Raw genomic sequence first — 24391 nt, 5'->3', positions numbered from 1 at the left:
CCACATCTCTCGGGCGTCAGCGCCACCGAGCGGGTACGCGCCCGAGTCCCGCCCCGCGGCCGTGCCCGCCGGGCTCCGCACCGAAGCCGGAGCCCGGCCGCCCTGCCGGGTCAGCGCGCGGCGGCCGCGGTCAGCGGCCGATCTGCTTCCTGGATATACCCCGCAGACGACGCCGCTGGGAGGAGTCCAGCAGGAGGTACGCGGCGACCGGCACGCCGATCAGGACCAGCAGCCCGGCCCAGAACCCCACGGTCCAGAACAGCACGATGGCTGCCACGACTCCGGCAACCGCGATCTTTCCGCTCGTGGACATCTGCGGACACCTCCTCCTGCCGTCGACCACCACTACCCCGCTCAACGCGCCGTCGCGACCGCGCGTTCCCCTACACCCGAACGGTCTTCGAAGTGACCCGGGTCACGGTCGCGCCCCCGTCGTCGGACACCTTCGATGGGATAACCTCGGCCACCCCGTACTCGGTAGTCAAATTTGAGGAATGCGTGCTCTTCGAGATCTCCGGCCTCATCCACCACCACTCCGCCGTCTTCCTCCCCGCCGACCCGCCGCGCAACGGCCGCATCGCCCTCTGGCGGACCGCCGACGCGTCGCCCGGCGCCCCTGCCGGGGTCGACGCCGATGCCGATGCCCCGTCCCACGAGGGCGGCTTGGAGGAGCTCCCGGTCATCACCCCCGACCTCCGCCGGGCCACCGTGGCCGCGCGCGTCCTGTCCGTGGACGAAGCCCTGCCCCTGCTCACCCGCGCCCGGGCCGCGGCGGCCGAGGCGGGTCCCGGCGACCCTGCCGACGGAACTGGCGGCCCGGCCGACGGAACCGACGACCGCGCCACGGTGTTCTGGGGCGCCGCCGCGCTGCTCGCCCTGCGCTTCGCCGCGCGCGGGCAGCTCCTGCCCGGGCTGAGCCCCACCGGCCACGACGCGTGGCGGATCGGGCCGCTCGGGGCCGACGACCTCGACGAGGTCCGGGAACTGGCCGCCGCCATGCCGCCCGCCGCCCGTTGCGTCCCGCTGAACGCCGACGGGGCGCCGCCCCGGCTGCCCTCGCCCGAACCGCTCCTGCGGGCCTTCCTCGACGCCGTCGCCGACACCCTCCCCCGCTCCCCCGCCGCCCCCGTGGTCGCCGGTGGCCCCGCCTACGCCGACCGCCCGCCGCAGCTCCACCCCGAGCTGCGCGGATGGGCCGCCGAGGTGGCCGCCGGCCATGACGCCGGAGTCCGGATCTCCCTGCGGATCGAACTCGAAGGGGTCCTCGACCAGGTCCTCGACGGGGTCCTCGACGCGGCCGCGGCGCAGCGCCCCGAAGCCGCCCCCGCCTTCCGAGCCGTCCTGCAGCTGCACAGCCTGTCCGACACCGCCCTCGTCGCCGATGCCGCCGACGTCTGGGCCGGTTCCGGTGCCGCCGCGGCCGCCTTCCCCCCGAGCGCCCGGATGGACGCCCTCCGCGCCCTGCGCCGCGCCTCCCGGCTGTGGCCCCCACTCACCCCGCTGCTGGGCGCGGCCGTCCCAGACGCGGTCGAACTCGCCGACGAGGAGGTCACGGAGCTGCTCGGCGAAGCCGCCACCACCCTGGCCGCCGACGGGGTCCAGGTGCACTGGCCGCGCGGGCTCCTGCGCGACCTGAACGCCCGAGCCGTCCTCGGCTCCCCCGACGACACCACCGCGAGCGCCCGCCCCTCGGGGCTGCTCTCCCCCGGCGTCCTGCTCTCCTTCAGCTGGCGCCACGCCCTCGGCGACCAGGGCGATCTCACCCGCGCCGAACTCGACCGTCTCGCCGAAGCGAAGCGCCCCCTGGTCCGGCTGCGCGACCAATGGGTCCTGGTCGATCCCGCCGAAGCCCACCGGGCCCGCGCCCGCCAGGACCGTACGATCGCGGCCGCGGACGCGCTGGCCGCCGTACTCACCGGGTCGGCGGAGATCGACGGCAAGCGGGTCGACGTAGAGGCCACCGGTCCGCTGGAGGGGCTGCGCGCGCGCCTCGCCACCGACCCGCAGGAGGCTCCCGGGGCTCCCGACGCCCCCGGCGCGCCGTCGGAGCTGCGGGCCACCCTGCGCGACTACCAGCTGCGCGGTCTGCGCTGGCTGGACCGGATGACCTCGCTCGGCCTCGGCGCCTGCCTCGCCGACGACATGGGCCTCGGCAAGACCGTCACCCTCATCGCGCTCCACCTGCACCGCAACCGACCCCCGGCGCCCGGCGCCGGCACCGACCCCGCCATCGCCACGGCCGGACCGACCCTGGTCGTGTGCCCGGCCTCGCTGCTGGGCAACTGGCAGCGGGAGATCGAGAAGTTCGCCCCCGGCACCCCCGTACGCCGCTTCCACGGCCCGGACCGCAGCCTCGCCGGGCTCACCGGGCTCACCGGGCTCACCGGGCTCACCGGCGGGTTCGTCCTCACCACCTACGGCACCATGCGCCTGCACGCGCCCGAACTAGCCGCCGTCCGCTGGGGCATGGTCGTGGCCGACGAGGCCCAGCACGTCAAGAACCCCCGTTCGGCCACCGCCAAGGCCCTGCGCACCATCCCGGCCCCGGCCCGCGTGGCCCTGACCGGCACCCCCGTCGAGAACGACCTCGCCGAGCTGTGGGCCGTCCTCGACTGGACCACGCCCGGGATCCTCGGCCGCCTCGGCACCTTCCGATCCCGCTACGCCGACCCCGTCGAGAGCGGCCGCGACCCGCAGGCCGCCGCGCGACTCTCCGCACTCGTCCGGCCGTTCCTGCTGCGCCGCAAGAAGTCCGACCCCGGCATCGCACCCGAGCTGCCGCCGAAGACCGAGACCGACCACACCGTCACCCTCAGCCGCGAACAGACCTCGCTCTACGAGGCGGTCGTACGCGAAACCCTCGCCGCGATCTCGGAGGCGGACGGGATGGAGCGGCGCGGTCTGGTGGTCAAGCTGCTGACCTCCCTCAAGCAGATCTGCAACCATCCGGCCCACTACCTGCGGGAGCACGGCCCGGCGGAACGCGGCGCCAAGGAGGCCGGCGACGGCGGCGCCCGCTCCGGAAAGCTGGAGCTGCTCGACGAACTCCTCGACACGATCCTGGCCGAGGGCGGCTCGGTACTGGTCTTCACCCAGTACGTGGCGATGGCCAGGATCTTGGAGAAGCACCTGGCCGGCCGCGGGATCGCCTCGCAGTTCCTGCACGGCGGGACGCCGGTGCCGCACCGCGAGGAGCTCGTCGACCGCTTCCAGGCGGGCGAGGTCCCCGTCTTCCTGCTGTCCCTGAAGGCGGCGGGCACCGGGCTGAACCTCACCCGGGCCGGGCACGTCATCCACTTCGACCGTTGGTGGAACCCGGCCGTCGAGGAACAGGCCACCGACCGCGCCTACCGCATCGGCCAGACCCAGCCCGTACAGGTCCACCGGATCACCGCCGAAGGCACCGTAGAGGAGCGCATCGCCGAGCTCCTGGCGCGCAAACGCGCACTGGCCGACGCCGTCCTCGCGGGCGGCGAGGGCGCGCTGACCGAACTGACCGATGCCGAACTGGCCGAGCTCGTGGCGCTGCGCCCGACCGCGCGCGGGGAGTGAGCGATGAACACCCGAGACCCGTACGAGAAGACCTTCCCGGCCGTGGCTCCCACCCGCGGCCGCGGCTTCGCCCACACCTGGTGGGGCCATGCCTGGCTGCGCGCCCTGGAGGACAGCGCGCTCGACGGGACGCAGGTCAAGCAGGGTCGCCGGTACGCGCGCGCGGGCTCCGTCGGCGCGGTGTCGGTGCGCCCCGGCGGGCTCACCGCGGTGGTGCGCGATCCGGACGGGACGGCGCACCGGACGGACGTGCTGGTACAGGAGTTCACGGAAGCCGAATGGGACCGCCTGCTGGATCTGGCCGCAGCGGAGGCCGGGCACATCGCGGCGCTGCTCGACCGGGAGGTGCCGCCGGAACTCGCCGAGGACGCGGCCGCGGCCGGGGTGGAGCTGCTGCCCGGCATCGGAGACCTCGACCCGCGCTGCGACTGCGGCGAGTGGGACCACTGCCCGCACACGGCCGCGCTCTGCTACCAGGTGGCCCGGCTGCTGGACCAGGACCCGTTCGTACTGCTGCTCCTGCGGGGCCGGGGCGAGCGCGAGCTGGTGGCCGAACTGGCGGAGCGGAGCACGGCGGAAGCGAAATCGGACGCAGCCACAGCCGCAGCCGCTCCGCCCGCGCCCACCGACGAGGGTGTTCCGGCGGCGGAGGTCTTCGCGGCGGGCGCTGCCCTTGCGGCCCTGCCGCCGCCGCCGGAGCTGCCACAGGCGCCGGGCCATCCTCCGACGCTGGACACGGAGACCGAAGCGCACACGGGACTCGACGTGGACGCGGTGGAGTTCCTGGCGCAGGCAGCCGCGGCCGAGGCACATCGGCGGCTCGCAGAGGCGCTGGCTCCGGGACACGCCCATCGTGCCCCGGCGGCTCCGCTCACGCGCGCCGAAGACGCCGTACGCCTCGCCGCGCAGGCCGGTGACGTCCGGATCCGCTCCCGCCTGGCGGCGGCTACCGGGCGCAGCCGGGCCGAGATGGAACTGGCCGTACGCGCCTGGGGCTTCGGCGCGGCCCCGGGCCTGGCGGCGCTGGGGGACGACTGGACGCCGGGCCGGAGCGAACTGGCCCGTGCCGGGTCGGCCCTGGCCGCGGCCTGGGCGGACGAGGGGGCTCCGGTGCTCCGCCGGGTCCGCGCCCGCTGGACGGAGGCGGGCACCGACCGCCAGCTCCGGCTGGGCCGGGAGGGGCGCTGGTGGCCGTACCGCCGCGAGGCGGGTCGGTGGATCCCGTCGGGGCCCTCCGCCCCGGACCCGGCCTCGGCGCTGGAGGCCGATCCCGCCCCATGAGGTTTCGGCCCGCGCGGGCCGCGTACCGCCGGCGCCCTGGCCGACGTACGGCTTGCCGGGACCCGGTACCGGGACGACGATGGGGACGCTCCGCAGCTCCGTGGCGCCGTAGCTCGGTCATTCCGCAGTTCGACAGTTCGGCAGCTCGGTAGTTCGATAGTTCGGCAGTTCGGCAGCTGCGCTGCTCCGTACCGCAGCACCTCGGGAGGGTGACATGGGCGATCCGTCGGTGGCGCTAGCGGGCGGGGCCGATCCGGCTGCGCGCACGCGCGAACTACGGCGGGCCCATGCCGCGTTCACCCGGGACGGGCGGGTCGAGGGCCCGGTCCGGGCGGTCATCGCGCGGTCCTGGCGGCGGTGCGCGCGGGCCCGCCTCAGCCCGGAGTGCGCACCCCGGGTGGAGCTCGCGGAGGCGGAGCTGCGCTCGTACCGCGAGGAGCATCCGCTGGCCCGGGTGATGCCGCTGTTCCGGGATCTCGTGGGGGCGTTCGCCGCGCACGGGGCGCACCTGCTGGCCGTGTGCGACGCGCGGGGCAGCCTCCTGTGGGTGGAGGGCGAACCGGGAACCTTACGGAGGGCCGAGGGCCTCGGCTTCGTCCCGGGCGCGCGCTGGGCGGAGTCGGCGATGGGGACCAACGCACCCGGGACGGCGGTCGCGACGGGCGAGCCCGTGCAGGTCTTCCGGGCCGAGCACTTCAGCCGCCGGGTCCACCCGTGGACCTGCGCGGCGGCCCCGGTGCGGGACCCCCGGACGGGCACGCTCCTGGGCGCGGTGGACATCACCGGGGGCGACGGCCTGGCCCACCCGCACTCCCTCGGCTTCGTACGGGCAGTGGCCCGGGCGGCGGAAGCCCAGTTGACCCTGTTCGAACCGGATGCGCCGGTCGCCGGGGACACCCTCGCCGCCCTCGGCCAGGACGAGGCACTGCTGGTCACCGCCGGTCGCAAGCTCCGGCTCGGGCGGCGGCACAGTGAGATCATGGCGCTGCTCGCGCACCATCCCGAGGGCTTGTCCGGCGAGGAGTTGGCGATCGCCCTGTACGAGGACGAGTCGGTGTCACCGGTGACGTTGCGCGCCGAGATCTCCCGGCTGCGCGCCCTGCTGGGGCCGTCGGCGCCGCTTTCGCGCCCGTATCGCACGGCCGGTCCGCTGGACGCGGATTTCACCGTCCTGACACGGCAATTGGCCGCCGGTGCGGTGTCCGCGGCCCTCCACCACTACCCCGGCCCCCTGCTGCCCGGCTCCACCGCGCCCGGCATCGTCCGGCTGCGGCGCCGGATCGAGGACCAGGCGCGGGCTGCCGTGATCGCGCGGGCGGATGTCGGACTGCTGACGGACTGGGTGTGCAACCCGTGGGGCGCGGACGACCCGCAGGCGTGGCGGGCGCTGGCGGCCGCGCTGCCCCCCGAGCGCCGGCCGGCCGCGCTGGCCCGCGTGCACGCCCTGGACCGGGAGCTCGGCGCGCGCCCGGGCCCCGGCGGACGGCGGCGTGCAACGTATCCGCAACCTGCCCGCTCCTAGCCTCGACCCGAGCGCTGTCCGACGGCGGTCGGCGCCCGGCAAGGGGAGGACACCATGGCCCGCTACGCTGCGCCCGGTACCGAGGGGGCGCTCATGTCGTACGCGTCCCGCTACGACCACTTCATCGGCGGCGAGTACGTTCCGCCCGCCCGCGGCCGGTACTTCGAGAACCCCTCCCCCGTCAACGGCCGGGTCTTCACGGAGGTCGCCCGGGGCACGGCCGAGGACGTGGAGCGGGCGCTGGACGCGGCCCATGCGGCGGCGCCCGCGTGGGGGCGTACGTCGGTCGCCGAGCGGGCGTCGATCCTCCTGCGCATCGCGGACCGGACGGACCAGCACCTGGAGGCCCTCGCGGTCGCGGAGACCTGGGAGAACGGCAAGCCGGTGCGGGAGACCCTGGCGGCCGACCTGCCCCTGGCCGTCGACCAGTTCCGGTACTTCGCGGGAGCCCTGCGCGCGCAGGAGGGCGCGCTGAGCCAGATCGACGACGACACCGTCGCCTACCACTTCCACGAACCGCTGGGCGTGGTCGGACAGATCATCCCGTGGAACTTCCCGATCCTGATGGCGGTGTGGAAGCTGGCCCCGGCTCTGGCGGCCGGAAACACGGTGGTGCTGAAGCCGGCCGAGCAGACCCCGGTGTCGGTGCACTACTGGCTGGGCCTGGTGGCGGACCTGCTGCCGCCGGGCGTGGTCAACATCGTCAACGGCTTCGGGGAGGAGGCGGGCAAGCCGCTCGCGTCCAGTCCTCGGGTGGCGAAGATCGCCTTCACCGGGGAGACCGCCACCGGCCGGTTGATCATGCAGTACGCGGCCGAGCACCTGAAGCCGGTCACCTTGGAACTCGGCGGCAAGAGCCCGAACCTCTTCTTCGACGACATCTGGTCGACGGACGACGACCTGCGCGACAAGGCCCTGGAGGGCTTCACCATGTTCGCCCTCAACCAGGGCGAGGTGTGCACGAGCCCGTCGCGCGCGCTGATCGAGCGGGGCCGGTACGGGGACTTCCTCGACGCGGCGGTGGCCCGTACCGAACTGATCGTGCCGGGGCACCCGCTGGACACGGAGACGATGATCGGGGCGCAGGCCTCGGAGGAGCAGCTGAAGAAGGTCCTGTCGTACGTGGACATCGGCCAGCGGGAGGGCGCGAAGATCCTTACGGGCGGCGAGCGCCGACACCTGGAAGGTGATCTCGCGGGTGGCTTCTACGTCCAACCGACCATCTTCGAGGGCGACAACCGGATGCGGATCTTCCAGGAGGAGATCTTCGGGCCGGTGGTGTCGGTGACCTCGTTCCAGGACTTCGACGACGCCCTGCGGATCGCGAACGACACGGCGTACGGCCTGGGCGCGGGCGTCTGGACGCGGGACATCAACACCGCCTACCGCGCGGGCCGCGCGATCCAGGCGGGCCGCGTCTGGACGAACTGCTACCACGCGTACCCGGCACACGCCGCCTTCGGCGGCTACAAGCAGTCGGGCATCGGCCGCGAGACCCACAAGATGATGCTGGAGCACTACCAGCAGACGAAGAACTTATTAGTAAGCTATTCCCCCAAAAAGATCGGCTTCTTCTAAAGTTTGAGCACGGTGTCTGACCTGCACAAAAGACCGGTCGGGCGCCGATCCCTGGTCTCACGACAGCTCCCGAAGTCAGGTGATTTCAGGTTTCACTTGCCTCCAGTACCCCACTTCATAGAGAAGATCCGGGCCGTGCACGGGCCAGCCCGATCGCCGGTCCACCGCGCATACCAGCAGACACTGGCCACCTTCGCAACCAGCCGGCCCACCGACGCACGGTCGACCGCTTCATCCCTGCTCTCGACTGTGCCGGACATCTGTCGGCGCTTCTCCCTCGTCGCTCTGGCATGCGTCGGTGCGCGGTGCTCCGGGCATTCCGTGCGCAGAGACCACTCGGATTCGGGACTCCGCAGGCCTGACGAGTGAGCGCGCGGGTGACCCTGACCGCGTCACGGCGTTGCTCGTCCGTCGTGAACTCGGGCCGCCCGGCGCCTTGGTGTGCAGCGATGGCTGACAGGTCGGCTGTTGCCGCGTCCCGGCGGTCGGGCGGTGGTGGCGTTCCGTTCGCGTCCGTGTCCGCGAGGACGTGCCCAAGGAACGTTTGCGGAGCCGCCGATCAGCACCGGTTGGCCAAGGGTGCGGAGTTCGGCCACACCGGCCATCACGACTGTGCTTCCTTGGCGAGGCCGAGTCCCGGGTCGACCACGGGCCGCTCCGGTGCGATGGCCGCGGGGTCGGCCAGGCCGCGGCGGAATTCGTTGACGAGGGCCACGCCCGCCTCTGCCGCCTGCCGGGCAATGTTGGCGCGCATGGTGTCGCCGGACACCATGACGTCCTCGGCGGCCGGCCCCCGGACGACCAGTTCCTCGCGCTCTTCGACGCTGGGGGTGCCGGGACGGGTCGATTCGCCGCCGACGTCGACCATGTCGGTGCCGGCGGGTACCGGCTGAGGACCGTCCGCTCCGGGATCTCGCGCGCTTCGGCGACCGGCGCGGCGGGGCTTCGCCCGCCAGGGCGGTGTACTCCGTATCGATCACGCCGAGCAGCCTCTTGCGGGTGACCAGGCGATGCCGAAGCCACTGGCAGAACTGGACCCGGGCGATTTCGGCCCTGACCGCGTCCACGGGACGACGGAGGATGCGGTGCGGTTGTTGATGGCCTTCTCACGCGGAGGAGCAACAATTTGGCGGGTTCCTGACGCCTGCGCCTCGGGCCGTCAGTGATCCGTATGGACTTGGTCGCCCGTCGTCAAGGTCCCGTCATGGGGTGACCATCGGCGCGGGGAAGCGGGGATAGCTTCGGAGTCGCGCCCCGGACTGCCTCCCCGCATCCGGGCCTCACCTGCCACTCGTGGTTCCTCTGGGAGGGCCCCATGTGTTTGTTCCAGTACGACGACGAACCGGAGCCTGAAGAACGCGTCCCGGCCGGACCCCTGTACGTGCCGGTCCTGCCAGGAAGGGCTGAGGTGGTGGTACGCCTGTTCCGCACCCCGCTCGGAGCCCGTACCGCCGTGGGGTTCACAAGTGCGGAGCAGCTGGCCGCCACCCTCGGGGACAACCGGCCCTGGATCCGTCTCTCCGAGTCCGCGCTCCGTGCAATCGCGGAGCCGGTAGGAGCGTCGCTACTAACGATCGATCCGACCCTGACCGCTCCTGCGGTCACCGCGCCGGCGATGGCGACCGGTTCGGTCACCGCGCCGGCGCCGCAGGGTCCCGACGTCGCCACCCGGCTCGTCTGAAGGGGACCCCACCATGACCATCACTGACCTCCCCAATGCTCCGGCCGCTGCCGGTGGGCTGACCGTGTGGCCCGCGTCCACCACCCGACTCCCGCACGGCGGCCTAGCCGTCGGCGGAGTCCCCCTCGCCGAGATCGCCGACCGGTTCGACACACCGGCCTACGTACTGGACGAGGGCGAGGTGCGCGGGCGCTGCCGGACCTACCGGGACGCCTTCCCCGACGCCGACGTGCTGTACGCCGCCAAAGCCTTCCTGTGCCGCGCCATGGTGCGGTGGGTCCACGAGGAGGGACTGGGCCTGGACGTGTGCTCGGCCGGGGAGCTGGAGCTCGCCGTCACCTCCGGTTTCCCGCCCAAGCGCATCGTGCTGCACGGCAACGCCAAGTCGCCCCGCGACCTGGAGGCGGCGCTGCGCCTCGGCGTGGGCCGGATCGTCATCGACAGTCCGTCCGAGATCGCCAGGATCGCGGCCGCCGTAGGCCCGGGCGGGCGCCAGAAGGTCATGGTGCGCGTGGTGCCGGGAGTCTCGGCAGGCGGCCACGACAAGATCCGCACCGGTACGGACGACCAGAAGTTCGGCCTGTCCCTCACCGACGGGGGCGCGCAGCACGCCGTGAAGCGGATCCTCGGCCAGCCGCAGCTCGAACTGACCGGCCTGCACTGTCACATCGGATCGCAGATCACTGAGGTGAAGCCCTACCTGGTGGCCCTGCGCCGGATGGTGGGGCTGATGGCGCGCATCCGCGACGCGTACGGCGTCGTCCTGCCCGAGCTGGACATGGGCGGCGGCCACGGCATCGCCTACCGGCCCGGAGAACCCGCCTTGGACCTCACCGCGCTGGCCCGACGGCTGCGCGCGGAGCTCATCGAAGGCTGCGCTGCTGCCCGGCTGACCGCCCCACGGCTCCTCATCGAGCCCGGGCGGGCCGTCGTCGGGCCGGCCGGAGTCGCCCTGTACCGGGTGCTCGCCGTCAAGCACACCGGCGATAAGGTGTTCGTCGCCGTCGACGGCGGCATGAGCGACAACCCTAGGCCCGCCCTGTACGGGGTGCGTTACGCGCCCCGCCTGGTCAGCCGCACCTCGGCCGCCGAACCCCGTACGACCATGGTCGTCGGCCGCCACTGCGAGGCCGGCGATGTCCTCGCCACCGACGTGCACCTGCCCGGCGACATCCGCCCCGGCGACCTGCTCGCCGTTCCGGTGGCCGGCGCGTACCAGCTGTCCATGGCATCCGGCTACAACCTGGTCGGCCGCCCCGCCGTCGTCGCCGTCCACGAGGGCACTGCCCGGCTCCTTGTCCGGCGCGAAACCCTGCAGGACTACCGGAGCCGGGACATCGGCGTCTAAGGCCACGCCAAGGCACGTTCGCCGCCTGCGCTTCTTCCTGTCTTCATGGTGAGATGCGGGAAGAAGTGGTCATGGACGATCGCGACGCGTAGCCATCCGAGCTGCGATCGCGTAGGTGCTGCGGCCGGGCGGATCGTCAGCCCTGATGACCGCCCGGCGCCTGCAGCAGCCGGTCCAGCTCCTTTCCGGCCTCTTCGTATCCGGCGTCGGAGATCCGTTGCAGCTCACGCAGGTCACCGGCTGCGGCCGCGCGTCGCGTGAGCAGCAGCCCGGCGTGTCGGGATCCCTCGTCCAACAGGTCGCTCAGCTCCGCGAGGTCTCCGGCCGCGTCCGCGAGATCAGCCAGCCGGTCCAGTGCGGTCTCGTTGCCCTCGTCGGCCAGCTCGCGGAGGGTCTCCCGATCAACATTCGTGTTGTCCATGACGCCATACTGCAGCCCTGCCCCAGGGGCAAGGTCAAGTGGGACGATGGCCAGGTGATCACCATCGGGCAGTTGGCCGGCTACATCGGAGTGTCAATCAAGACCGTCCGCGTCTACCACGACAAGGGGCTGCTCCCCGAGCCCGACCGCGATGCGTCCGGCTACCGGCGTTACGGTGCGAACGACGCCGTCGCTTTGATCAAGATCCGGACGCTGGCCGAAGCCGGTGTCCCGCTGGCCCGTATTCGCAATCTGAGAGCGGCGGGCGAGGAGGAACTCCGGCAGGCGCTGGGCGAGATCGACGACGAACTCGACGCCCGCATCCGCAGCCTGTAGGAAACACAGAGCCGCCTGCGCCAGCTCGCCGCCGGACGCCTGCTGCCGCTGCCCGACGAAGTCGCCTCCCATCTGGACGACCTGGCCCGTTGGGGGTTCACATCCAGGTGACTGGACCTGCAACGCGACCTGTGGATCCTCGTGTTCGCCACCCACCCGGACCGCGCGACCATCCTGTTTCACGACCAGGCCGACATCTTGGCCGACCCGACCCTACGGCAGCTCTTCCTCGCCTACGACCACGCGTACGACCTCGACGCCGACGACCCGCGCCTCCACGACCTCGCCCGCCGCATCGCCGAGGCCAACCGGGAGCGCTACGGGTCCAACGAGCTTCCCGGCCTGGATGCAGACTCCGAGATCCCCGCCCTCATCCAGGGCACGGTCAACGCCTCATCCCCGGCATGGGAACGACTCGACTCGCTCATCCGCGCCCAACTGAACGCATGACGTAAGCACCCTGGAGCGACCCGCGCGACGCGCATCCCGACACAGTCGGCTGCGCCCCAGGCACCCGTGAACGCGACTCGCCGATCGCTGGCACCCTCCACTACTCGGTGATACCGTATAGCTGTACTCGGTACTACGTAGTACCGGTGACGCCGAGGAGGAAGACTTGCGATGGACGACCTGACGGAGATGCTGAAGGGCACGCTCGAAGGGTGCGTGCTCGAGATCATCGGCAGCGAGGAAACCTACGGGTACGCCATCACCCGTCAGCTGAACGAGCTCGGCTTCGCCGACGTCGTCGAGGGGACGGTGTACACCATCTTGCTGCGACTGGAGAGGAACGGACTCGTCCAGGTGACGAAACGACCATCCGGGGTCGGCCCCCCACGCAAGTTCTACGCACTCAACGACGCCGGCCGCGAGGAACTCGCGAAGTTCTGGGCGAAATGGCAATACGTCTCATCACGCATCGACAAGCTCAAGGAGGGCGGGAGATGAACTTCTGGGAGACCATCACAGGCAGCGATCTCACCAGGGAATGGAAGGCGTTCGAAGCCCGGGCCAAGGCCCTGCCAGACGACTACCGGGCGGCGTGGGAACAGATCAAGGGCGGCCTCTTCCCCCACGGGGACTTCACCGGCCGCAACCTGATGCCGATCCTCGACGCCGCCCTGGGCCTGCTCGAAGAAACAGCGGCGGACGGGCAGAGCATCCAGGAGGTACTCGGCGACGACATCCGAGGCTTCTGCACGGCACTGGCCGGCGGCGAAGGGGCCCGAACCTATCGCGACCGGTGGCGCGAGCAGTTGAACAGGAACGTCGCAAGGAAATTGAGCCGGCTGGGAGGCTGACGTGGGCATCCAGGACATCATCGAGGGCAAGAAGCAGTGGCGGGCGCACATGGCCCGGGTCAAGGCGCTCCCGCCGGACTACCAGATCGTCTACAAGGAGATGCAGAAGTACCTGTTCAAGGTCGGACCGATCGACCTGCCTGACGGCCCCCTGCTCCCCGGGATCGTCGACTTCTTCGAGGAAGGCGTCGCCTCGGGCAAGGGAGTCTTGGAACTCATCGGCAACGACGTCGCCGCGTTCTGCGACGACCTGATCAAGGACTCACGCACCTACGCGGACGCCTACCAGGAGTCCATCAGCAGGGAACCCGGTACGGCCGAGAAGTAACACCCGTCGCCTCATGCCAGTGGGCGTAGTAGCCCGCACGCACGGTTCGTTCGCCTCGGCGCAGCGCGAACAGGCGCGAGCCGACCGGTCACCGGAAGCCGCCGCAGATCCTGTCCACCGAGGTGGTCGAGCAGACTGGCGATACCTGGCTCAGTCCTGCCCATGCCCCCGGCGAGCAGGTCTCCGGCGGCGGGCCGCTCGACACCATTCCCCAGGACGACACGACTGAAGTGCAGTACGGACGGTCACTCAAACCGGGTTCCGAGAGCCTCCACTCCCCTGCGTCTCCAGCCTCCGAAAGGAAGCCATCATGCCTTCATCTGTCATGCCCACATCCAGGCAAGGTGACGGTCATTCGTCGCCGACCGCCGTCTCCGCCGTCGGGCTACGCAAGTCATACGGCGAAAAGCTCGTCCTCGACGGGATCGATCTGCACATCCCGGCCGGGTCCGTGTTCGCGCTGCTCGGCCCGAACGGCGCTGGCAAGACCACCGCCGTCAAGATCCTGTCCACGCTCATCACCGCCGACGCCGGTGACCTGCACGTCGGCGGGCACAACCTGGCTGCCGACCCACAGGCGGTCCGTGCCGCGATCGGTGTCACCGGGCAGTTCTCCGCCGTCGACGGACTGATCACCGGCGAGGAGAACATGCTCCTCATGGCGGACCTGCACCACCTGTCCAAGAGCGAGGGACGGCGGGTCGCCGCCGAACTCCTAGAGCGCTTCGACCTGGTAGAGGCCGCGAAGAAGCCCGCCTCGACCTACTCCGGCGGCATGAAGCGCCGCCTCGACCTCGCTATGACGCTGGTCGGCAGCCCGCGGATCATCTTCCTCGACGAGCCGACGACAGGGCTCGACCCACGCTCCCGCCACAACATGTGGGGCATCATCCGCGGCCTCGTCTCCGACGGCGTCACCGTCTTCCTCACCACCCAGTACCTGGATGAGGCCGACGAACTGGCCGACCGCATTGCTGTGTTGAACGACGGAAAGATCGTCGCCGAGGGCACCGCCGAGGAGCTCAAGCGGCTCGTCCCGGGCGGGCACGTCCGGCTCCGCTTCACCAACCCGGTCGCGTACCAGTCCGCCGCTGACGCCCTGCGCGAGGTCACCCGGGACGACGAGGCACTGTCGCTGTCCATCCCCAGCGACGGCAGTCAGCGCGAACTGCGCTCCATTCTCGACTGGCTCGACTCCGCCGGCATCGAGGCGGACGAACTGACCGTCCATACCCCCGACCTCGACGACGTGTTCTTCGCCCTGACCGGCCCAGCCAACGTCCCCAACCAGCCCAAGGAGACCGTCCGATGAGCTCCCTCTCCCTCGCTGTACGTGACTCGAACACGATGCTGCGCCGCAACCTCCTGCACGCATGGCGCTGCCCGTCAGGGACCCTGAACCTGCTGCTCACGCCGATCATGATGCTGCTGCTCTTCGTCTACATCTTCGGCGACGTGATGAGCGCCGGCATCGGCGGCGGCGGCGCGGACCGCTCCGACTACATCGCCTACATCGTCCCCGGCCTGCTGCTGATGACCGTCGGCAGCACCGTGATCGGGGCCGCGGTGTCCGTCTGCGTGGACATGACCCAGGGCCTCACCGCCCGCTTCCGCACGATGGCGATCTACCGGGGCTCTCTGCTCGTCGGGCATGTCGTCGGCGGCGTGCTGCAGTGCGTGATGAGCGTGGTCCTCGTCGGCGCCGTCGGGGTGGCGATGGGCTTCCGGTCCACGGACGCCACGGCACTGGAGTGGATCGCGGCGTTCGGGCTGATCACGCTGTTCGCCCTGGCACTCACCTGGATCGCGGTCGGCATGGGCGCGGCCAGTCCGAACCCCGAGGCGGCCGGCAATATGGCCATGCCGCTGATCCTCCTGCCGCTCATCTCCAGCGCATTCATCCCGGCCGGTACGATGCCGGGCTGGTTCCGGCCGATCGCTGAGTACCAGCCCTTCACCCCCGCCATCGAGACCCTCCGCGGCCTCCTCCTCGGCACCGAAATCGGCAACAACGGCTGGATCGCGATCGCCTGGTGCGTCGGCCTGATCGCGCTCGGCTACCGCTGGTCGACGGCGCAGTTCAACCGCCACCCGAAGTAACCGAGACGACCGCGCTGGCCGCCTCCAGCCCCGTCCGCGTGCAGATCTGCAGCCGTATGCCCGGCCGGTGGCAGGGCTGATCGCCACCAGCCAACGTGGACCGTGCGGCTCTCAACGCATACCCCCGCAGCCCTGCTCCAGGACATCACCTTCGAACTCGCCTACGGCCAGGGACACCGGCAGCACCGGACCAGCATCGCCCGACCCGCGTCCCGCCTGACTACGTCGCTCCACCCCCCTCCGGGTCCTCGGACACCGCGCGCAGGATCTCCCTGAACGTGATGTTGTAGACCAACAGGTGGTAGGTACCGTCGGCTTCCCCGCGCAGGGTGTCACCGCCCGTCTTCACTACGTACTCGCTGCCAAGGCCGGCGAGCACCTCGTGCAGGTCGGGCGCGTAGTCGGCCAGGGCCTTGGCGACGGGAACACGCAGCGCCGGGCCGAGGTCCAGCTTCTTCTATGCCCCGAGGCCGAGCGCGACGAGGACGTCTCTCATCGCGTGCGCCTGTGCTTGGGTGTGACGGCCGGGTTCGCGGCCCGTGGTCGCTTCTACGATGGCCTGTGCCGCTCCCACCGACGTCTGGACTTGCGCGTCCTCGGCCAGACCGTTGCAGGGCGGGGACGTCTCCCGCCCGTGGAAGAACGATGCCGCTACGGCGCCCAGCAGTCCCAGGCGTACTCCGGCGGCGGTCCCTTCACCGGCACGGCACGGCTCATGGCTGGTCGACCCCGAGGGGGGCGACGCACCCGTGTCGCGTGGCCGACTCCGCGGCGAATGCGCGGAAGGCCTGACGTACCTGGTCGGAGGCGGGGGTGCGCGGGTCGAGTGCCTCCATCGTGTACAGTGCCTGTCCCGCAGCGCAGCTGGCCGTCGTCCAGGACTTGGACTCGGTGGTGCCCGAGGGGCCGACGTAGTCGTACGGGCCTCGGAGCGGGTCTCGGCGCGGGGCGGTGGGGTACGGTCCGTAGTAGGCGGCGAGACGGAAGGTGCGCTCCCCGCCGTCACCGGCGAGGACGCACTGCTCGATGGGAGCGGTGCCGTCCGCCTCCGTTTCATAGCTCGGCAGACCCGTTTCCCGGCAGGTGCCGGTCGCTTCGCCGGACTTCTGCAGATCCGCGAACGCTCCAGCACGTACGTGAGGCTTGTCCCTGTCCGCCGACTCACAGCCCTCTGCCGCGGCGGCCCGCTCAAGTGCGCGGGTCACCAACGCAGCCAGAGCCTCGCGTCGCTCCTGAACTCCCCCGCCGCTCCCGGATCGCACTGCGGTCATGCTGAGGACGAGATCGTCCTCGGACATCACTTTGCCGCAGGGCAGCAGGGCCGTAGCGTACGATTCCGCGCCGCCGCCGATCGACACCATGACGGGCCAGCCGCCGCCGACCGGCACGAGGAGCGACTGCTGGTCCCTGGCGAGGATCTGCTGGGTGTGCAGCACGACCGAGTCGGGGCTGGAGCCGCGTTCCACCGTCACCGTCAACGATGCCTTGCCACCGGGATCAAAAGCGCGGCAGCCGAGGCTGCCCATGTTTCTGCCGCTTACCCGGTCGGCACCCAGAAGTCGTTCCATCTGGGACGCGTCCACCATCTCACCGCAGGCGTCGGCCAGTGCCCGGCCGTCCCGCCAGCTGTCGAACGCTCCCGTCGCGTACACGATGCCGCCTCCGGCTGCCAGGACGGCGACGGCCGCGGCAGCCGCGATGGACTTCTTCATCAGGACAGTCCCCTGTGCAGGTCGGCGAGGGCTTGGTTGCGAGAGGCGCTGTAGTGGAGGTCCGACTGGTCACGGAGGTAGTTGACGACGCTGTCCGTCATGGGGTCCCTTCCGCGGCCGTTGGCCCATTGGTTGATCAGGTCGTGGGAGCCCTGCGATTTGGCGCCCATCTCCTTGGCCACGCCGACGTTTGCCACCTGGTCCGCCTCCGCCTTGACGTCCTTCGACCATTCGTAGGTGGCCGCGTCCACCATGCGCTGAGCGGTGTCGCCAATCCCGGGGATGAGGGTCAGGGGTGCGCCCGCCCCGTGGTAGGAGTAACGGGCCACGTCATCGATCCATGCCTTCTTGGCATCCCGGTCGTCAAGGATGACGTCGACGCCGATCGCGTTGAACACGCCCGCGCCCATGCCGACGTCGGCGGTCCGGTTCTCCCAGTCCTTGTTGTTGCTGTAGGCGGGGTCCGCTCCGGCGAGAGAGCGGGCGGCCTGAGCCCGTTCGGCATCGTAGAGGTGCGCGAAGTTCTCCGGATTGTCGGAGACGCCGCGGAGAACCCGGGTGAGGGAGTCCTGGGCGACGTTCAAGTGGCCTCCGTCGCCGTCCTGGAGTACCTGTCCACCCGACACGTGGGCGTACCGCGGGTCGTGGGTGAGGGTGTTGTGGGTGTCGGGGGCGTAGTCGACAAGGGAGCGTGCCAACGGGTCACGGAGGTTGGCTTCGATGCTGTCGCCCTTCGTGTCCTGGTCGAGCAGGTGCACCGTGCTCTGCATGACGCGGGCCTCGCTCACGCTGTGCTTGCCATCACTGGGCTGCGTCGTGTCTCCGGCCGGATGCCCAGTGGTACCGGCTTCGATGACGGCACCCAGCCCGATCCGGTTGTCTCCGTCCACCTTGTCGGTGCCGTCCAATTCGATGTTGCCGCGCCAGTTCGTCGTGTTCGTGATGTCCCAGTCCCGGTCCTTCAGCAGGTACTGGAGGTTGTCGTTCTTGCCGTCGGGTCCCGGGTCGAGGTAGGAGGTGGAGGTGGCGGGGTCGCGACCCATGATGCCGAGGACTCCGTCGAGCGGGTCGTTGGCGAACCACCCCCTGTCCTTGCCGTTGTAGTCGCCGTAGAGGTCCCAGACGTCCGGGTTGCCGCCCTGCTTCTTGTCTTCGGCCTTGCGGATGTCGGTCGCGAGGTCCTGGAGGAAGGGAGCGGAGTAGCCGTCGCCCTGCTGCATCAGGGTGACCAGGCTCTGGTAGCCGCGGACCTCCTGACCGTGGCCCTTGGCCACCGTGTTGACTGCCTCGCCGGCGACCTTGAGGTCGTACGTGTCCAGGCCCGCCGTCTTCAGCTCGGCGCGGAAGTCCTTGTAGAACTGCGACTTCGGGTCCTGCATGGCGTTCGACAGGGAGTTGGCGAGGCCCTTCTGCAGGTCCAGGTAGCGCTGCTTGTTGCCCTTGTCGTCGCCGTGCGCGTGATCGTTGAGCTTGTTCGTGAACTTCAGCGTGTTCTCGGCGCCCATGCCGTTCAGGAAGGTCTGGGTGAACTCGGGACGCGAGGAGTTGTCACGGAAGGAACGGTTCAGCTCGGCGTAGTCGGCGGCGGAGACCTTCTCGCCGCTGTTGATGCGGGTGGCGATGTCCTCGGCGTTGCGGGCCTCGTAGACCTCGATGTCGCCCTGCGCGCCGGCGTTGAAGCCGTTGAGCTGGTCGTCGGCACCCTTGCCGAAGGCGTCCTTGTTGCTGTCGACACCGACGGCTTCGAGGGCTAACTTGACGCCCTGATCAGCGTCGTCGAAGGCCTGAACGAGGTCCTTGATCCGCTGGGCCCAGGCCTCGATCGTCTTGTTCAGCGCGGCCACGGCCTCCGGGTGATCCCGCAGGTACATGCGATCCTGACCGGTGAGCTTGCTCTCGTCCTGCCGCACGCTCCCCCGGGAATCGACGACCAATCCCTCCTTGACGGCATCCGCGCAGACGGAATCGAGCCTCCTCTTGAGGTCGACGAACTGGGTGTGGGCGTCACGGAGCAGAGAGGCCACGGCTTTCGCCTGGGTCTGGGCAGCAGCGTATTCGTAGCGTGTGCCGGCGAAGTTGGTGTGGGCGACGCCGGCGCTGACGCCGGTCCAGTCCGGGCCCATCGTGATCTTCTGAACCGTGTCCTTGTATCGGTCCTCGACCTTCTTGATCTCGCCGGCCATGGATTCCCACTTGTCGGCCGCCGTCGTCAGCAGGCCCAGATCCGTCGTCATCACTTCGTTGTACGTCAGCACCTACTACCCCTATATCCCGTGGAGCTTCGACTGGCCGATCGGCCGGAACTGGTCACCCAGACCGATGTCATTGCGCACGAACAGACCCGATGCACCCCGCAGGGCAATCTTTTCCGAACCAAGTCGGCCCATCAGAACCGCGACCTGCTTGTCCCAGGTATCCGCGACCTTCTTCAGGCCCGCTGCGGTGTCCCACCCGTCAAAGCCCTTGACCGTGGTGTTCGTCGCCTCGTCCGCGTGCTCCGTGGACGACTTCGTCTTATCCTCGAGCTCATTCTCGATCGTGTACGCAGCCGCCGTCTTCTCCGCCGGCGTGGACCCGAAGGTCCCCGATCCCCCAGGTGCGAGCGGCCCCGCCGGAGCACCTGTTCCGTTCAACCGCATATCGACCTGCTGACCCGATGCGTCAGCGCGCGACTGGCCCCACTCCCGCTCGAAATCCCCCATGTTGGTCCCTCCCCCATCGATCTCTCGTGATCATAGACATAGCAACTGCACACATACCAAGCCCGCAGCACCGGTGGCCCTCGAGGTCATCGGCCACTCGCGAGGGCCGCTGCGGCTCATAGCGGCTCACTGCCTGCACGAAGATCGATGGCGCCGAAGAGGCACATTCCGCGCGGCGTGCAGGGCGACAGACATGGGGGCGGGCTGGCCGCCTGCGCGGGTTGTAGAAGCTGGCGAGCCGCCGCTCATGTCATCGGCGTGCAAGGGTCGAACCGCTGCAACACCAGGACGAAACCTCATGGCAGAGCTGGCCGCCCACCGGGTGTAGGTGGGTCGGCCAGGCCACGCAGGAAGCCTGTCACCCTGGCCGTGGGGATTATCGATAGCAACGCCCCTGTCGCGAGTACCTGCGGCGATGGGGCATCCGGCACGCCATCACCACAACCGTCTTGTCCGTCGTCATCCACCTCCGGGCATGACCGCCCGGACAAGTCTTGGGGATTGGAGCAGCAGCGCCTGGTCGCCCGGTGCCACGCCTCGGCGATCCGCCTGTCAGCGGCTTCCTCAAGGTGTGCCACTGCCCGCCCGGCCACCTCCCGCGAGCTGGCCCACCAGCATCACGACGAAGCCGGCGACGAGAAGCGCGCCACCGGTCAGGGTGCCCCAGTGCCGGGTGCCTGCGTCGCTGATCACCAGCCCGAAGACCACCTGCCAGCACAGCGCGAGGGCCGCCACCAGCTGGCCCAGGCCATAGAGGCGGGGGCTGCGGACGTGGCGCCGGTTCATGGGGAGCACCCAGCCACGGGTGAGCGCCGCCATCCCGGATGCGGCGATGAGGAAAGCGATGAGAACCAGAGGTGCGGCGAGGTACAGCTTCAAGTTCTTTCTCCTTCGCGGCTGACCCGCGCCGCACGCGAGCGTGATCACGACACTTGGCACACCTCGCGGCCACGGGCTTCACCGCGGGCCCCGTGATCGGCCGGACAAGCCTGAACGATCAAGCAGACCACGTGAGCCGCCGGCCCCGGAATCCCCACCCCGGGAGCCGGGCGGCTCATGTGTTGTGTGACGGGATCGGCACGCGGTGCGTCGGCCCGGCCCCCCACGGCCCGGACCTTGCGTCCTTCGGCGGTGTTCAGGTCACACGCCTCCAGCCGCGCGCCACGGACCGTCATCCCGGTCCGTCGCCGCATCAGTCTCTCCCGTCAACACAGCCCTGGCAGCACTCCTTGACGCCTTCCTTCCGCGCAGCGATCGATCTTGACGCACCCCTGATGACGTGCATAAAGGAGGCGTCAAAGGCCCGTTCGGAAACTTGTCTCCGCAGGTCGGATGCGCTGGGATGGGTTCATGAACAGCGGTCCGCGCTACGACGACCGGCCACCGAATCCGGTGCCGCCGGCAGCGCCCGCTGCCCGCCCGGCCGTCTGAAATCGGTCGCGCGTCGTCTGCGTACCTGCCACCACCGCCTGAAGGGCGTTGTTCGGGGCGCCGTACGCATCCCCTCCTTCACCGCATGAACTGAACCCGTGCCCCGCGTCCCGCCGGGGCGACAGGCACGTCAGCCATGCCCGTTTCCAGGAATCCGACATGCCTTCATCCCTGTCCGGACGTACCGTCCTCGTCACCGGCGCCACCTCCGGCATCGGCTACGAGACCGCCCGCCAGCTCGCCGAGCGCGGCGCCACCGTCCTCCTGCACGGCCGCACCCCCGATGAGGCGCAGGCCGCCGCCGACCGGCTGATCACCACTGTCGGCATCAACGGCTCGTACCTGCGGCCGTTCGCCGCCGACTTCGCCCACCTCGACGAGGTCGAGAGCCTGGCCTACGCGGTCGTACGCGAGCACCCGCGCCTCGACGTGCTCGTCAACAACGCCGCCATCGCCGCGCCTGAGCGCCACACCGTCACGGCCGACGGCAACGAGATCGCCTTCCAGGTCAACTTCCTCGCCCACTACCTGCTGACAAACCTGCTCGAGTCGGCGCTCACCACCGACCCGGGCGGCCGCGTCGTCAACGTCTCCTCCGCGCTTCACCGCACGGCCACCATCCAGTGGAACGACCCGCAGCGACTGCGCCGTTACTCCCGCCTCGCCGCCTACGCCCAGTCCCAGTTGGCACTCACCGTCTTCGCCGCGGACCCGCGTGTCACCGCCGTCTCCGTCAACCCCGGGATCTGCGACACCGGGCTCCTCCCGCTGTACGGGAACGAGGGCGCGCCCGCCTCCGAGGGGGCACAGCACGTCGTCCGCCTCTGCGACCCGGCCACCGAAATCGTCAACGGCGCCTACTACGACCGCTCCGAGCACGTCAGACCGGCCGCGGCCGCCACCGACGACCGGACCGTCAAGCGCCTCAACAAGCTCGCCGACCTCCTCGTCGGCCACACCGCCTGAAGGGGTCCACAGACATGTCCAAGCGCGCACGCAAGAAGAGGGCCCGCCGCAAGAAGGGCTCCAACCACGGCAGCAAGCCCTCCTGCTAGCCATCAGCCCACCCCGTGGGGCGGCCCTCCGACAGGGCCGCCCCACCTTCGTGCCCCCGCGAGGAAGCACCGTGATCAACCTGCCCTCCCACCGACTTCCGGGCCTCGTCCGCTGGTTCCCTGTCGGCGCACCGGGCTCGGGCGCCCTGACCGAGCACGTCCTGACCACCGATGCCGGCCGCTGGTGGGTGGACCGCGTCATCCAGCCACGCGTCATCGCCGCCGAATGCGGGGACCACGTACTGCTGCTCGGGGACCCGCAAGCGCTGACACCCCAGGACCTGGCGCACTTCGCCCACCGGTACATCGAGGCACCGGGCCAGTTCCGGCCGCTGATCGGAGCCGCGTTCGACCGCGTCGTGCCCTGGCAGCGCACGGTGTACGTCAAGCGCACCACGGCACCGGCCGCACCACGCCCGAGGGGGATCACGCTAAGGCGGCTGACCACTCAGGACGCCCGGGCGCTCCGCACGCTGCCGCCCGCGATGGACCTGATCCACCGCACCTGGGGCGGCCAGGACGCGCTCGCCCGTTCCGGTTACGCCTGGGCTGCGTTCCGTGGCGGCCGCGTCGTGGCCGTGGCCTGCACCTACTTCCTCGGCACCGCCTACGAGGACATCGCCTGCGTCTCCGTGCCCGACCCCCGCCTTCAGCACCTCGCACTCGCTTGTGTCGACGCACTGTGCTCGGACATAGCCACCCGCCGGCGCACCCCCAGCTGGACCTGCTCAGTAGGCAACCGGGCCGGTCGCCTGCTCGCCTCCAGCGCGGGATTCCGCGCCGAACGCGAGTACGGCCACTACGCGGTCGGTGCTCCTGCCGCCACCGGAAGAACGGCAGCAGGATGAGGAGCGATACTCGCCCGATGGACTCCATATACCGCAGTGCGGCGGGCCGGGAGCACATCCACCGCTGGTGCACCGACCAGCTCGACGCGTGGCCGGTGCCGCACGAGCGGTCTCAGGTGACCGCCAACGGAGCACTGACCCACCTGGTGACCGCCGGATCCGGCCCGACCACGGTCGTCTTCGTACCGGGGACGAACTTCAGCGCCGCCGCGTCCCTGCCGCTGGCCACGGCCCTGACCGCGGCCGGACACCGGCTCGTCATGGCGGACGTCCCCGGACAGCCCGGCCTCAGCTCCGAGAAGCGCACGATCTCCGGCGTCCGCCTTCCCTGGTACGGCGCCTGGCTGAGCGAGGTGCTCCAGGCGGCCGCGGCGGGGCCCACGGTGGTGATCGGCCACTCCTTCGGCGCCGCGATCGCACTCTCCAGCCCGTCACCGCGCATCGACCGGCTCGTCCTCGTCTCCCCTGGGGGACTGTGCAGGCTGCGCCTGACCCCCGGCCTGCTAGGCGCCTCAGCCGCCTGGTTCATGCGGCCGACCCCAGCCCGCAGCACCCGGCTCCTGCAAGCCATGCTCGCGCCCGGCCACCAGCCGCGCGCGGAACTGGTGGAGTGGATGACACTGGTCGCGCGTCACTCCCGCTCCAGCGGAGCCCCCGGAACGGCTGACCTGCCCCCGCGAGCGATTCCCCGACTGGTCGCCACCGGTGCGCACGACACGTTCCTGCCACCGCGACGACTCGCCCGTGTCGTCCGCGCAACACTCGGCACCGGCCTGCACGTCATCCCCGACGCCGGACACCTCGCCGTCGAGGAACACCCCGACCGTCTGGCGGCCCTCGTATGAGCCGGAACCCCGGCCACGACGGCCTGCCCGCCATCGCCGTCCTCGGCGGGTGGCATGAGCTCGCCGTTCGGGGACTCACTCTGGAAGCCGATTCGTTCAGCATCAGCTACATCGTCACCCCGGCGCTGCCGCAGTCCGTACTGCTCACCCTCGACGCGGAGGACGACCTCGGCAACACGTACGTGGACTGGGGCGGCGTCTACGACACGAGCCCGGACCGCCGCCGCACCCAAGGCACCATCACCGCCCGTCCTGCACCCCCGCCCACCGCACGCCACCTCCAGGCACGGCTCACCTTCCTCCGGGACGGCGAGGCGTTCCCGTACGACCTGTCCCTGGACCTGTCCTGA

General features: G+C 70.5%; 24 protein-coding genes and 2 pseudogenes. 18 read left to right on the top strand and 8 right to left on the bottom strand.

Features of this window, described 5'->3' with window-relative positions:
- Positions 1-130: 130 nt before the first annotated feature.
- Positions 131-313 (bottom strand): hypothetical protein, encoded by a 183-nt coding sequence (locus OG594_RS16980; protein WP_202202783.1) that lies wholly within the window; start codon positions 311-313, stop codon positions 131-133.
- Between the two features lie 185 nt (positions 314-498).
- Between OG594_RS16980 and OG594_RS16975 the strand changes: the two genes are divergently transcribed.
- From OG594_RS16975 to OG594_RS16960, 4 genes are all read left to right on the top strand, one after another.
- Positions 499-3552, top strand: a complete 3054-nt coding sequence (locus tag OG594_RS16975; protein ID WP_266599691.1) for a DEAD/DEAH box helicase — start codon at positions 499-501, stop codon at positions 3550-3552.
- A gap of 3 nt (positions 3553-3555) precedes the next feature.
- Positions 3556-4833, top strand: a complete 1278-nt coding sequence (locus OG594_RS16970; RefSeq protein WP_266599689.1) for an SWF or SNF family helicase — start codon at positions 3556-3558, stop codon at positions 4831-4833.
- A 214-nt stretch (positions 4834-5047) separates the two neighbouring features.
- Complete coding sequence (locus OG594_RS16965) at positions 5048-6355, top strand: GAF domain-containing protein (protein WP_266599688.1); 1308 nt, start codon at positions 5048-5050, stop codon at positions 6353-6355.
- 54 nt (positions 6356-6409) lie between these two features.
- Positions 6410-7933, top strand: coding sequence for an aldehyde dehydrogenase family protein (locus OG594_RS16960; RefSeq protein WP_266599686.1), 1524 nt, complete (start codon positions 6410-6412; stop codon positions 7931-7933).
- 430 nt (positions 7934-8363) lie between these two features.
- Here OG594_RS16960 and OG594_RS16955 read toward each other — a convergent pair.
- Positions 8364-8810, bottom strand: a pseudogene (locus OG594_RS16955) (dihydropteroate synthase); the annotation flags it as partial.
- Between the two features lie 438 nt (positions 8811-9248).
- Here OG594_RS16955 and OG594_RS16950 point away from each other — a divergent pair.
- Both OG594_RS16950 and lysA read left to right on the top strand, forming a co-directional pair.
- Positions 9249-9614, top strand: a complete 366-nt coding sequence (locus OG594_RS16950; RefSeq protein ID WP_266599684.1) for an SAV_915 family protein — start codon at positions 9249-9251, stop codon at positions 9612-9614.
- A gap of 13 nt (positions 9615-9627) precedes the next feature.
- Positions 9628-10962, top strand: a complete 1335-nt coding sequence (gene lysA / locus OG594_RS16945) for a diaminopimelate decarboxylase (RefSeq protein WP_266599682.1) — start codon at positions 9628-9630, stop codon at positions 10960-10962.
- A gap of 136 nt (positions 10963-11098) precedes the next feature.
- Here the strand turns inward: lysA and OG594_RS16940 are convergent, their stop codons facing one another.
- The gene (locus OG594_RS16940; RefSeq protein ID WP_266599680.1) at positions 11099-11383 is read right to left on the bottom strand and encodes a hypothetical protein; all 285 of its coding nucleotides are present in this window, start codon (positions 11381-11383) and stop codon (positions 11099-11101) included.
- A 54-nt stretch (positions 11384-11437) separates the two neighbouring features.
- Between OG594_RS16940 and OG594_RS16935 the strand changes: the two genes are divergently transcribed.
- The 8 genes and pseudogenes from OG594_RS16935 to OG594_RS47375 all read left to right on the top strand — a co-directional run.
- The gene (locus OG594_RS16935; protein ID WP_266599678.1) at positions 11438-11719 is read left to right on the top strand and encodes a MerR family transcriptional regulator; all 282 of its coding nucleotides are present in this window, start codon (positions 11438-11440) and stop codon (positions 11717-11719) included.
- 141 nt (positions 11720-11860) lie between these two features.
- Positions 11861-12169, top strand: a complete 309-nt coding sequence (locus OG594_RS16930) for a MerR family transcriptional regulator (protein WP_266599676.1) — start codon at positions 11861-11863, stop codon at positions 12167-12169.
- Positions 12170-12340: 171 nt separating this feature from the next.
- Positions 12341-12667, top strand: a complete 327-nt coding sequence (locus OG594_RS16925; RefSeq protein ID WP_266599674.1) for a PadR family transcriptional regulator — start codon at positions 12341-12343, stop codon at positions 12665-12667.
- Entirely contained in the window at positions 12664-13020 is a 357-nt protein-coding gene (locus OG594_RS16920) for a DUF1048 domain-containing protein (RefSeq protein ID WP_266599672.1), read from the top strand. Before OG594_RS16925 ends, OG594_RS16920 begins: the two co-directional genes overlap by 4 nt.
- Position 13021: 1 nt before the next feature.
- The gene (locus OG594_RS16915; RefSeq protein WP_266599670.1) at positions 13022-13348 is read left to right on the top strand and encodes a DUF1048 domain-containing protein; all 327 of its coding nucleotides are present in this window, start codon (positions 13022-13024) and stop codon (positions 13346-13348) included.
- A gap of 325 nt (positions 13349-13673) precedes the next feature.
- Entirely contained in the window at positions 13674-14660 is a 987-nt protein-coding gene (locus tag OG594_RS16910) for an ATP-binding cassette domain-containing protein (RefSeq protein WP_266599668.1), read from the top strand.
- Complete coding sequence (locus tag OG594_RS16905) at positions 14657-15448, top strand: ABC transporter permease (RefSeq protein WP_266599666.1); 792 nt, start codon at positions 14657-14659, stop codon at positions 15446-15448. The genes OG594_RS16910 and OG594_RS16905 overlap by 4 nt, the downstream gene beginning before the upstream one ends.
- Positions 15449-15532: 84 nt before the next feature.
- A pseudogene (locus OG594_RS47375) lies at positions 15533-15724 on the top strand (hypothetical protein); the annotation flags it as partial.
- Here the strand turns inward: OG594_RS47375 and OG594_RS16900 are convergent.
- The 5 genes from OG594_RS16900 to OG594_RS16880 all read right to left on the bottom strand — a co-directional run bounded on the left by OG594_RS16900 (position 15669) and on the right by OG594_RS16880 (position 20741).
- On the bottom strand, positions 15669-15827 hold the full coding sequence (locus OG594_RS16900; protein ID WP_266599664.1) for a hypothetical protein: 159 nt from the start codon (positions 15825-15827) through the stop codon (positions 15669-15671). The pseudogene OG594_RS47375 and the gene OG594_RS16900 sit on opposite strands and share 56 nt — an antisense overlap.
- A gap of 334 nt (positions 15828-16161) precedes the next feature.
- Positions 16162-17160 (bottom strand): hypothetical protein, encoded by a 999-nt coding sequence (locus OG594_RS16895; RefSeq protein ID WP_266599662.1) that lies wholly within the window; start codon positions 17158-17160, stop codon positions 16162-16164.
- Entirely contained in the window at positions 17160-19394 is a 2235-nt protein-coding gene (locus OG594_RS16890) for a hypothetical protein (RefSeq protein WP_266599660.1), read from the bottom strand. Before OG594_RS16890 ends, OG594_RS16895 begins: the two co-directional genes overlap by 1 nt.
- Positions 19395-19424: 30 nt before the next feature.
- Positions 19425-19862 (bottom strand): hypothetical protein, encoded by a 438-nt coding sequence (locus tag OG594_RS16885; protein ID WP_266599658.1) that lies wholly within the window; start codon positions 19860-19862, stop codon positions 19425-19427.
- Positions 19863-20426: 564 nt separating this feature from the next.
- Positions 20427-20741, bottom strand: a complete 315-nt coding sequence (locus OG594_RS16880; protein WP_266599656.1) for a hypothetical protein — start codon at positions 20739-20741, stop codon at positions 20427-20429.
- A 711-nt stretch (positions 20742-21452) separates the two neighbouring features.
- On the opposite strand from OG594_RS16880, the gene OG594_RS16875 reads away from it, so the two are divergent.
- The 4 genes from OG594_RS16875 (at position 21453) to OG594_RS16860 (ending at position 24391) form a co-directional block, all read left to right on the top strand.
- Complete coding sequence (locus tag OG594_RS16875; RefSeq protein ID WP_266599654.1) at positions 21453-22259, top strand: SDR family NAD(P)-dependent oxidoreductase; 807 nt, start codon at positions 21453-21455, stop codon at positions 22257-22259.
- Between the two features lie 160 nt (positions 22260-22419).
- Positions 22420-23196 carry a GNAT family N-acetyltransferase gene (locus OG594_RS16870; RefSeq protein ID WP_266599652.1) on the top strand — a complete coding sequence of 259 codons (777 nt, stop codon included), beginning with the start codon at positions 22420-22422 and terminating at the stop codon, positions 23194-23196.
- A gap of 17 nt (positions 23197-23213) precedes the next feature.
- Entirely contained in the window at positions 23214-24041 is an 828-nt protein-coding gene (locus OG594_RS16865; protein ID WP_266599650.1) for an alpha/beta fold hydrolase, read from the top strand.
- The gene (locus OG594_RS16860) at positions 24038-24391 is read left to right on the top strand and encodes a hypothetical protein (RefSeq protein ID WP_266599648.1); all 354 of its coding nucleotides are present in this window, start codon (positions 24038-24040) and stop codon (positions 24389-24391) included. Before OG594_RS16865 ends, OG594_RS16860 begins: the two co-directional genes overlap by 4 nt.

The organism is Streptomyces sp. NBC_01214 (genome assembly GCF_026340975.1).
GTDB lineage: Bacteria > Actinomycetota > Actinomycetes > Streptomycetales > Streptomycetaceae > Streptomyces.
This window is presented reverse-complemented; position numbering and strand designations above follow the sequence as displayed.

Coding starts and splice junctions, on each gene's coding strand:
- OG594_RS16960 (WP_266599686.1), top strand. CDS start 6,410: ATGGCCCGCTACGCTGCGCCCGGTACCGAGGGGGCGCTCATGTCGTAC.
- OG594_RS16950 (WP_266599684.1), top strand. CDS start 9,249: ATGTGTTTGTTCCAGTACGACGACGAACCGGAGCCTGAAGAACGCGTC.
- OG594_RS16890 (WP_266599660.1), bottom strand. CDS start 19,394: ATGACGACGGATCTGGGCCTGCTGACGACGGCGGCCGACAAGTGGGAA.
- OG594_RS16925 (WP_266599674.1), top strand. CDS start 12,341: ATGGACGACCTGACGGAGATGCTGAAGGGCACGCTCGAAGGGTGCGTG.
- OG594_RS16920 (WP_266599672.1), top strand. CDS start 12,664: ATGAACTTCTGGGAGACCATCACAGGCAGCGATCTCACCAGGGAATGG.
- OG594_RS16875 (WP_266599654.1), top strand. CDS start 21,453: ATGCCTTCATCCCTGTCCGGACGTACCGTCCTCGTCACCGGCGCCACC.
- lysA (WP_266599682.1), top strand. CDS start 9,628: ATGACCATCACTGACCTCCCCAATGCTCCGGCCGCTGCCGGTGGGCTG.
- OG594_RS16965 (WP_266599688.1), top strand. CDS start 5,048: ATGGGCGATCCGTCGGTGGCGCTAGCGGGCGGGGCCGATCCGGCTGCG.
- OG594_RS16885 (WP_266599658.1), bottom strand. CDS start 19,862: ATGGGGGATTTCGAGCGGGAGTGGGGCCAGTCGCGCGCTGACGCATCG.
- OG594_RS16970 (WP_266599689.1), top strand. CDS start 3,556: ATGAACACCCGAGACCCGTACGAGAAGACCTTCCCGGCCGTGGCTCCC.
- OG594_RS16980 (WP_202202783.1), bottom strand. CDS start 313: ATGTCCACGAGCGGAAAGATCGCGGTTGCCGGAGTCGTGGCAGCCATC.
- OG594_RS16940 (WP_266599680.1), bottom strand. CDS start 11,383: ATGGACAACACGAATGTTGATCGGGAGACCCTCCGCGAGCTGGCCGAC.
- OG594_RS16910 (WP_266599668.1), top strand. CDS start 13,674: ATGCCCACATCCAGGCAAGGTGACGGTCATTCGTCGCCGACCGCCGTC.
- OG594_RS16860 (WP_266599648.1), top strand. CDS start 24,038: ATGAGCCGGAACCCCGGCCACGACGGCCTGCCCGCCATCGCCGTCCTC.
- OG594_RS16865 (WP_266599650.1), top strand. CDS start 23,214: ATGGACTCCATATACCGCAGTGCGGCGGGCCGGGAGCACATCCACCGC.
- OG594_RS16905 (WP_266599666.1), top strand. CDS start 14,657: ATGAGCTCCCTCTCCCTCGCTGTACGTGACTCGAACACGATGCTGCGC.
- OG594_RS16895 (WP_266599662.1), bottom strand. CDS start 17,160: ATGAAGAAGTCCATCGCGGCTGCCGCGGCCGTCGCCGTCCTGGCAGCC.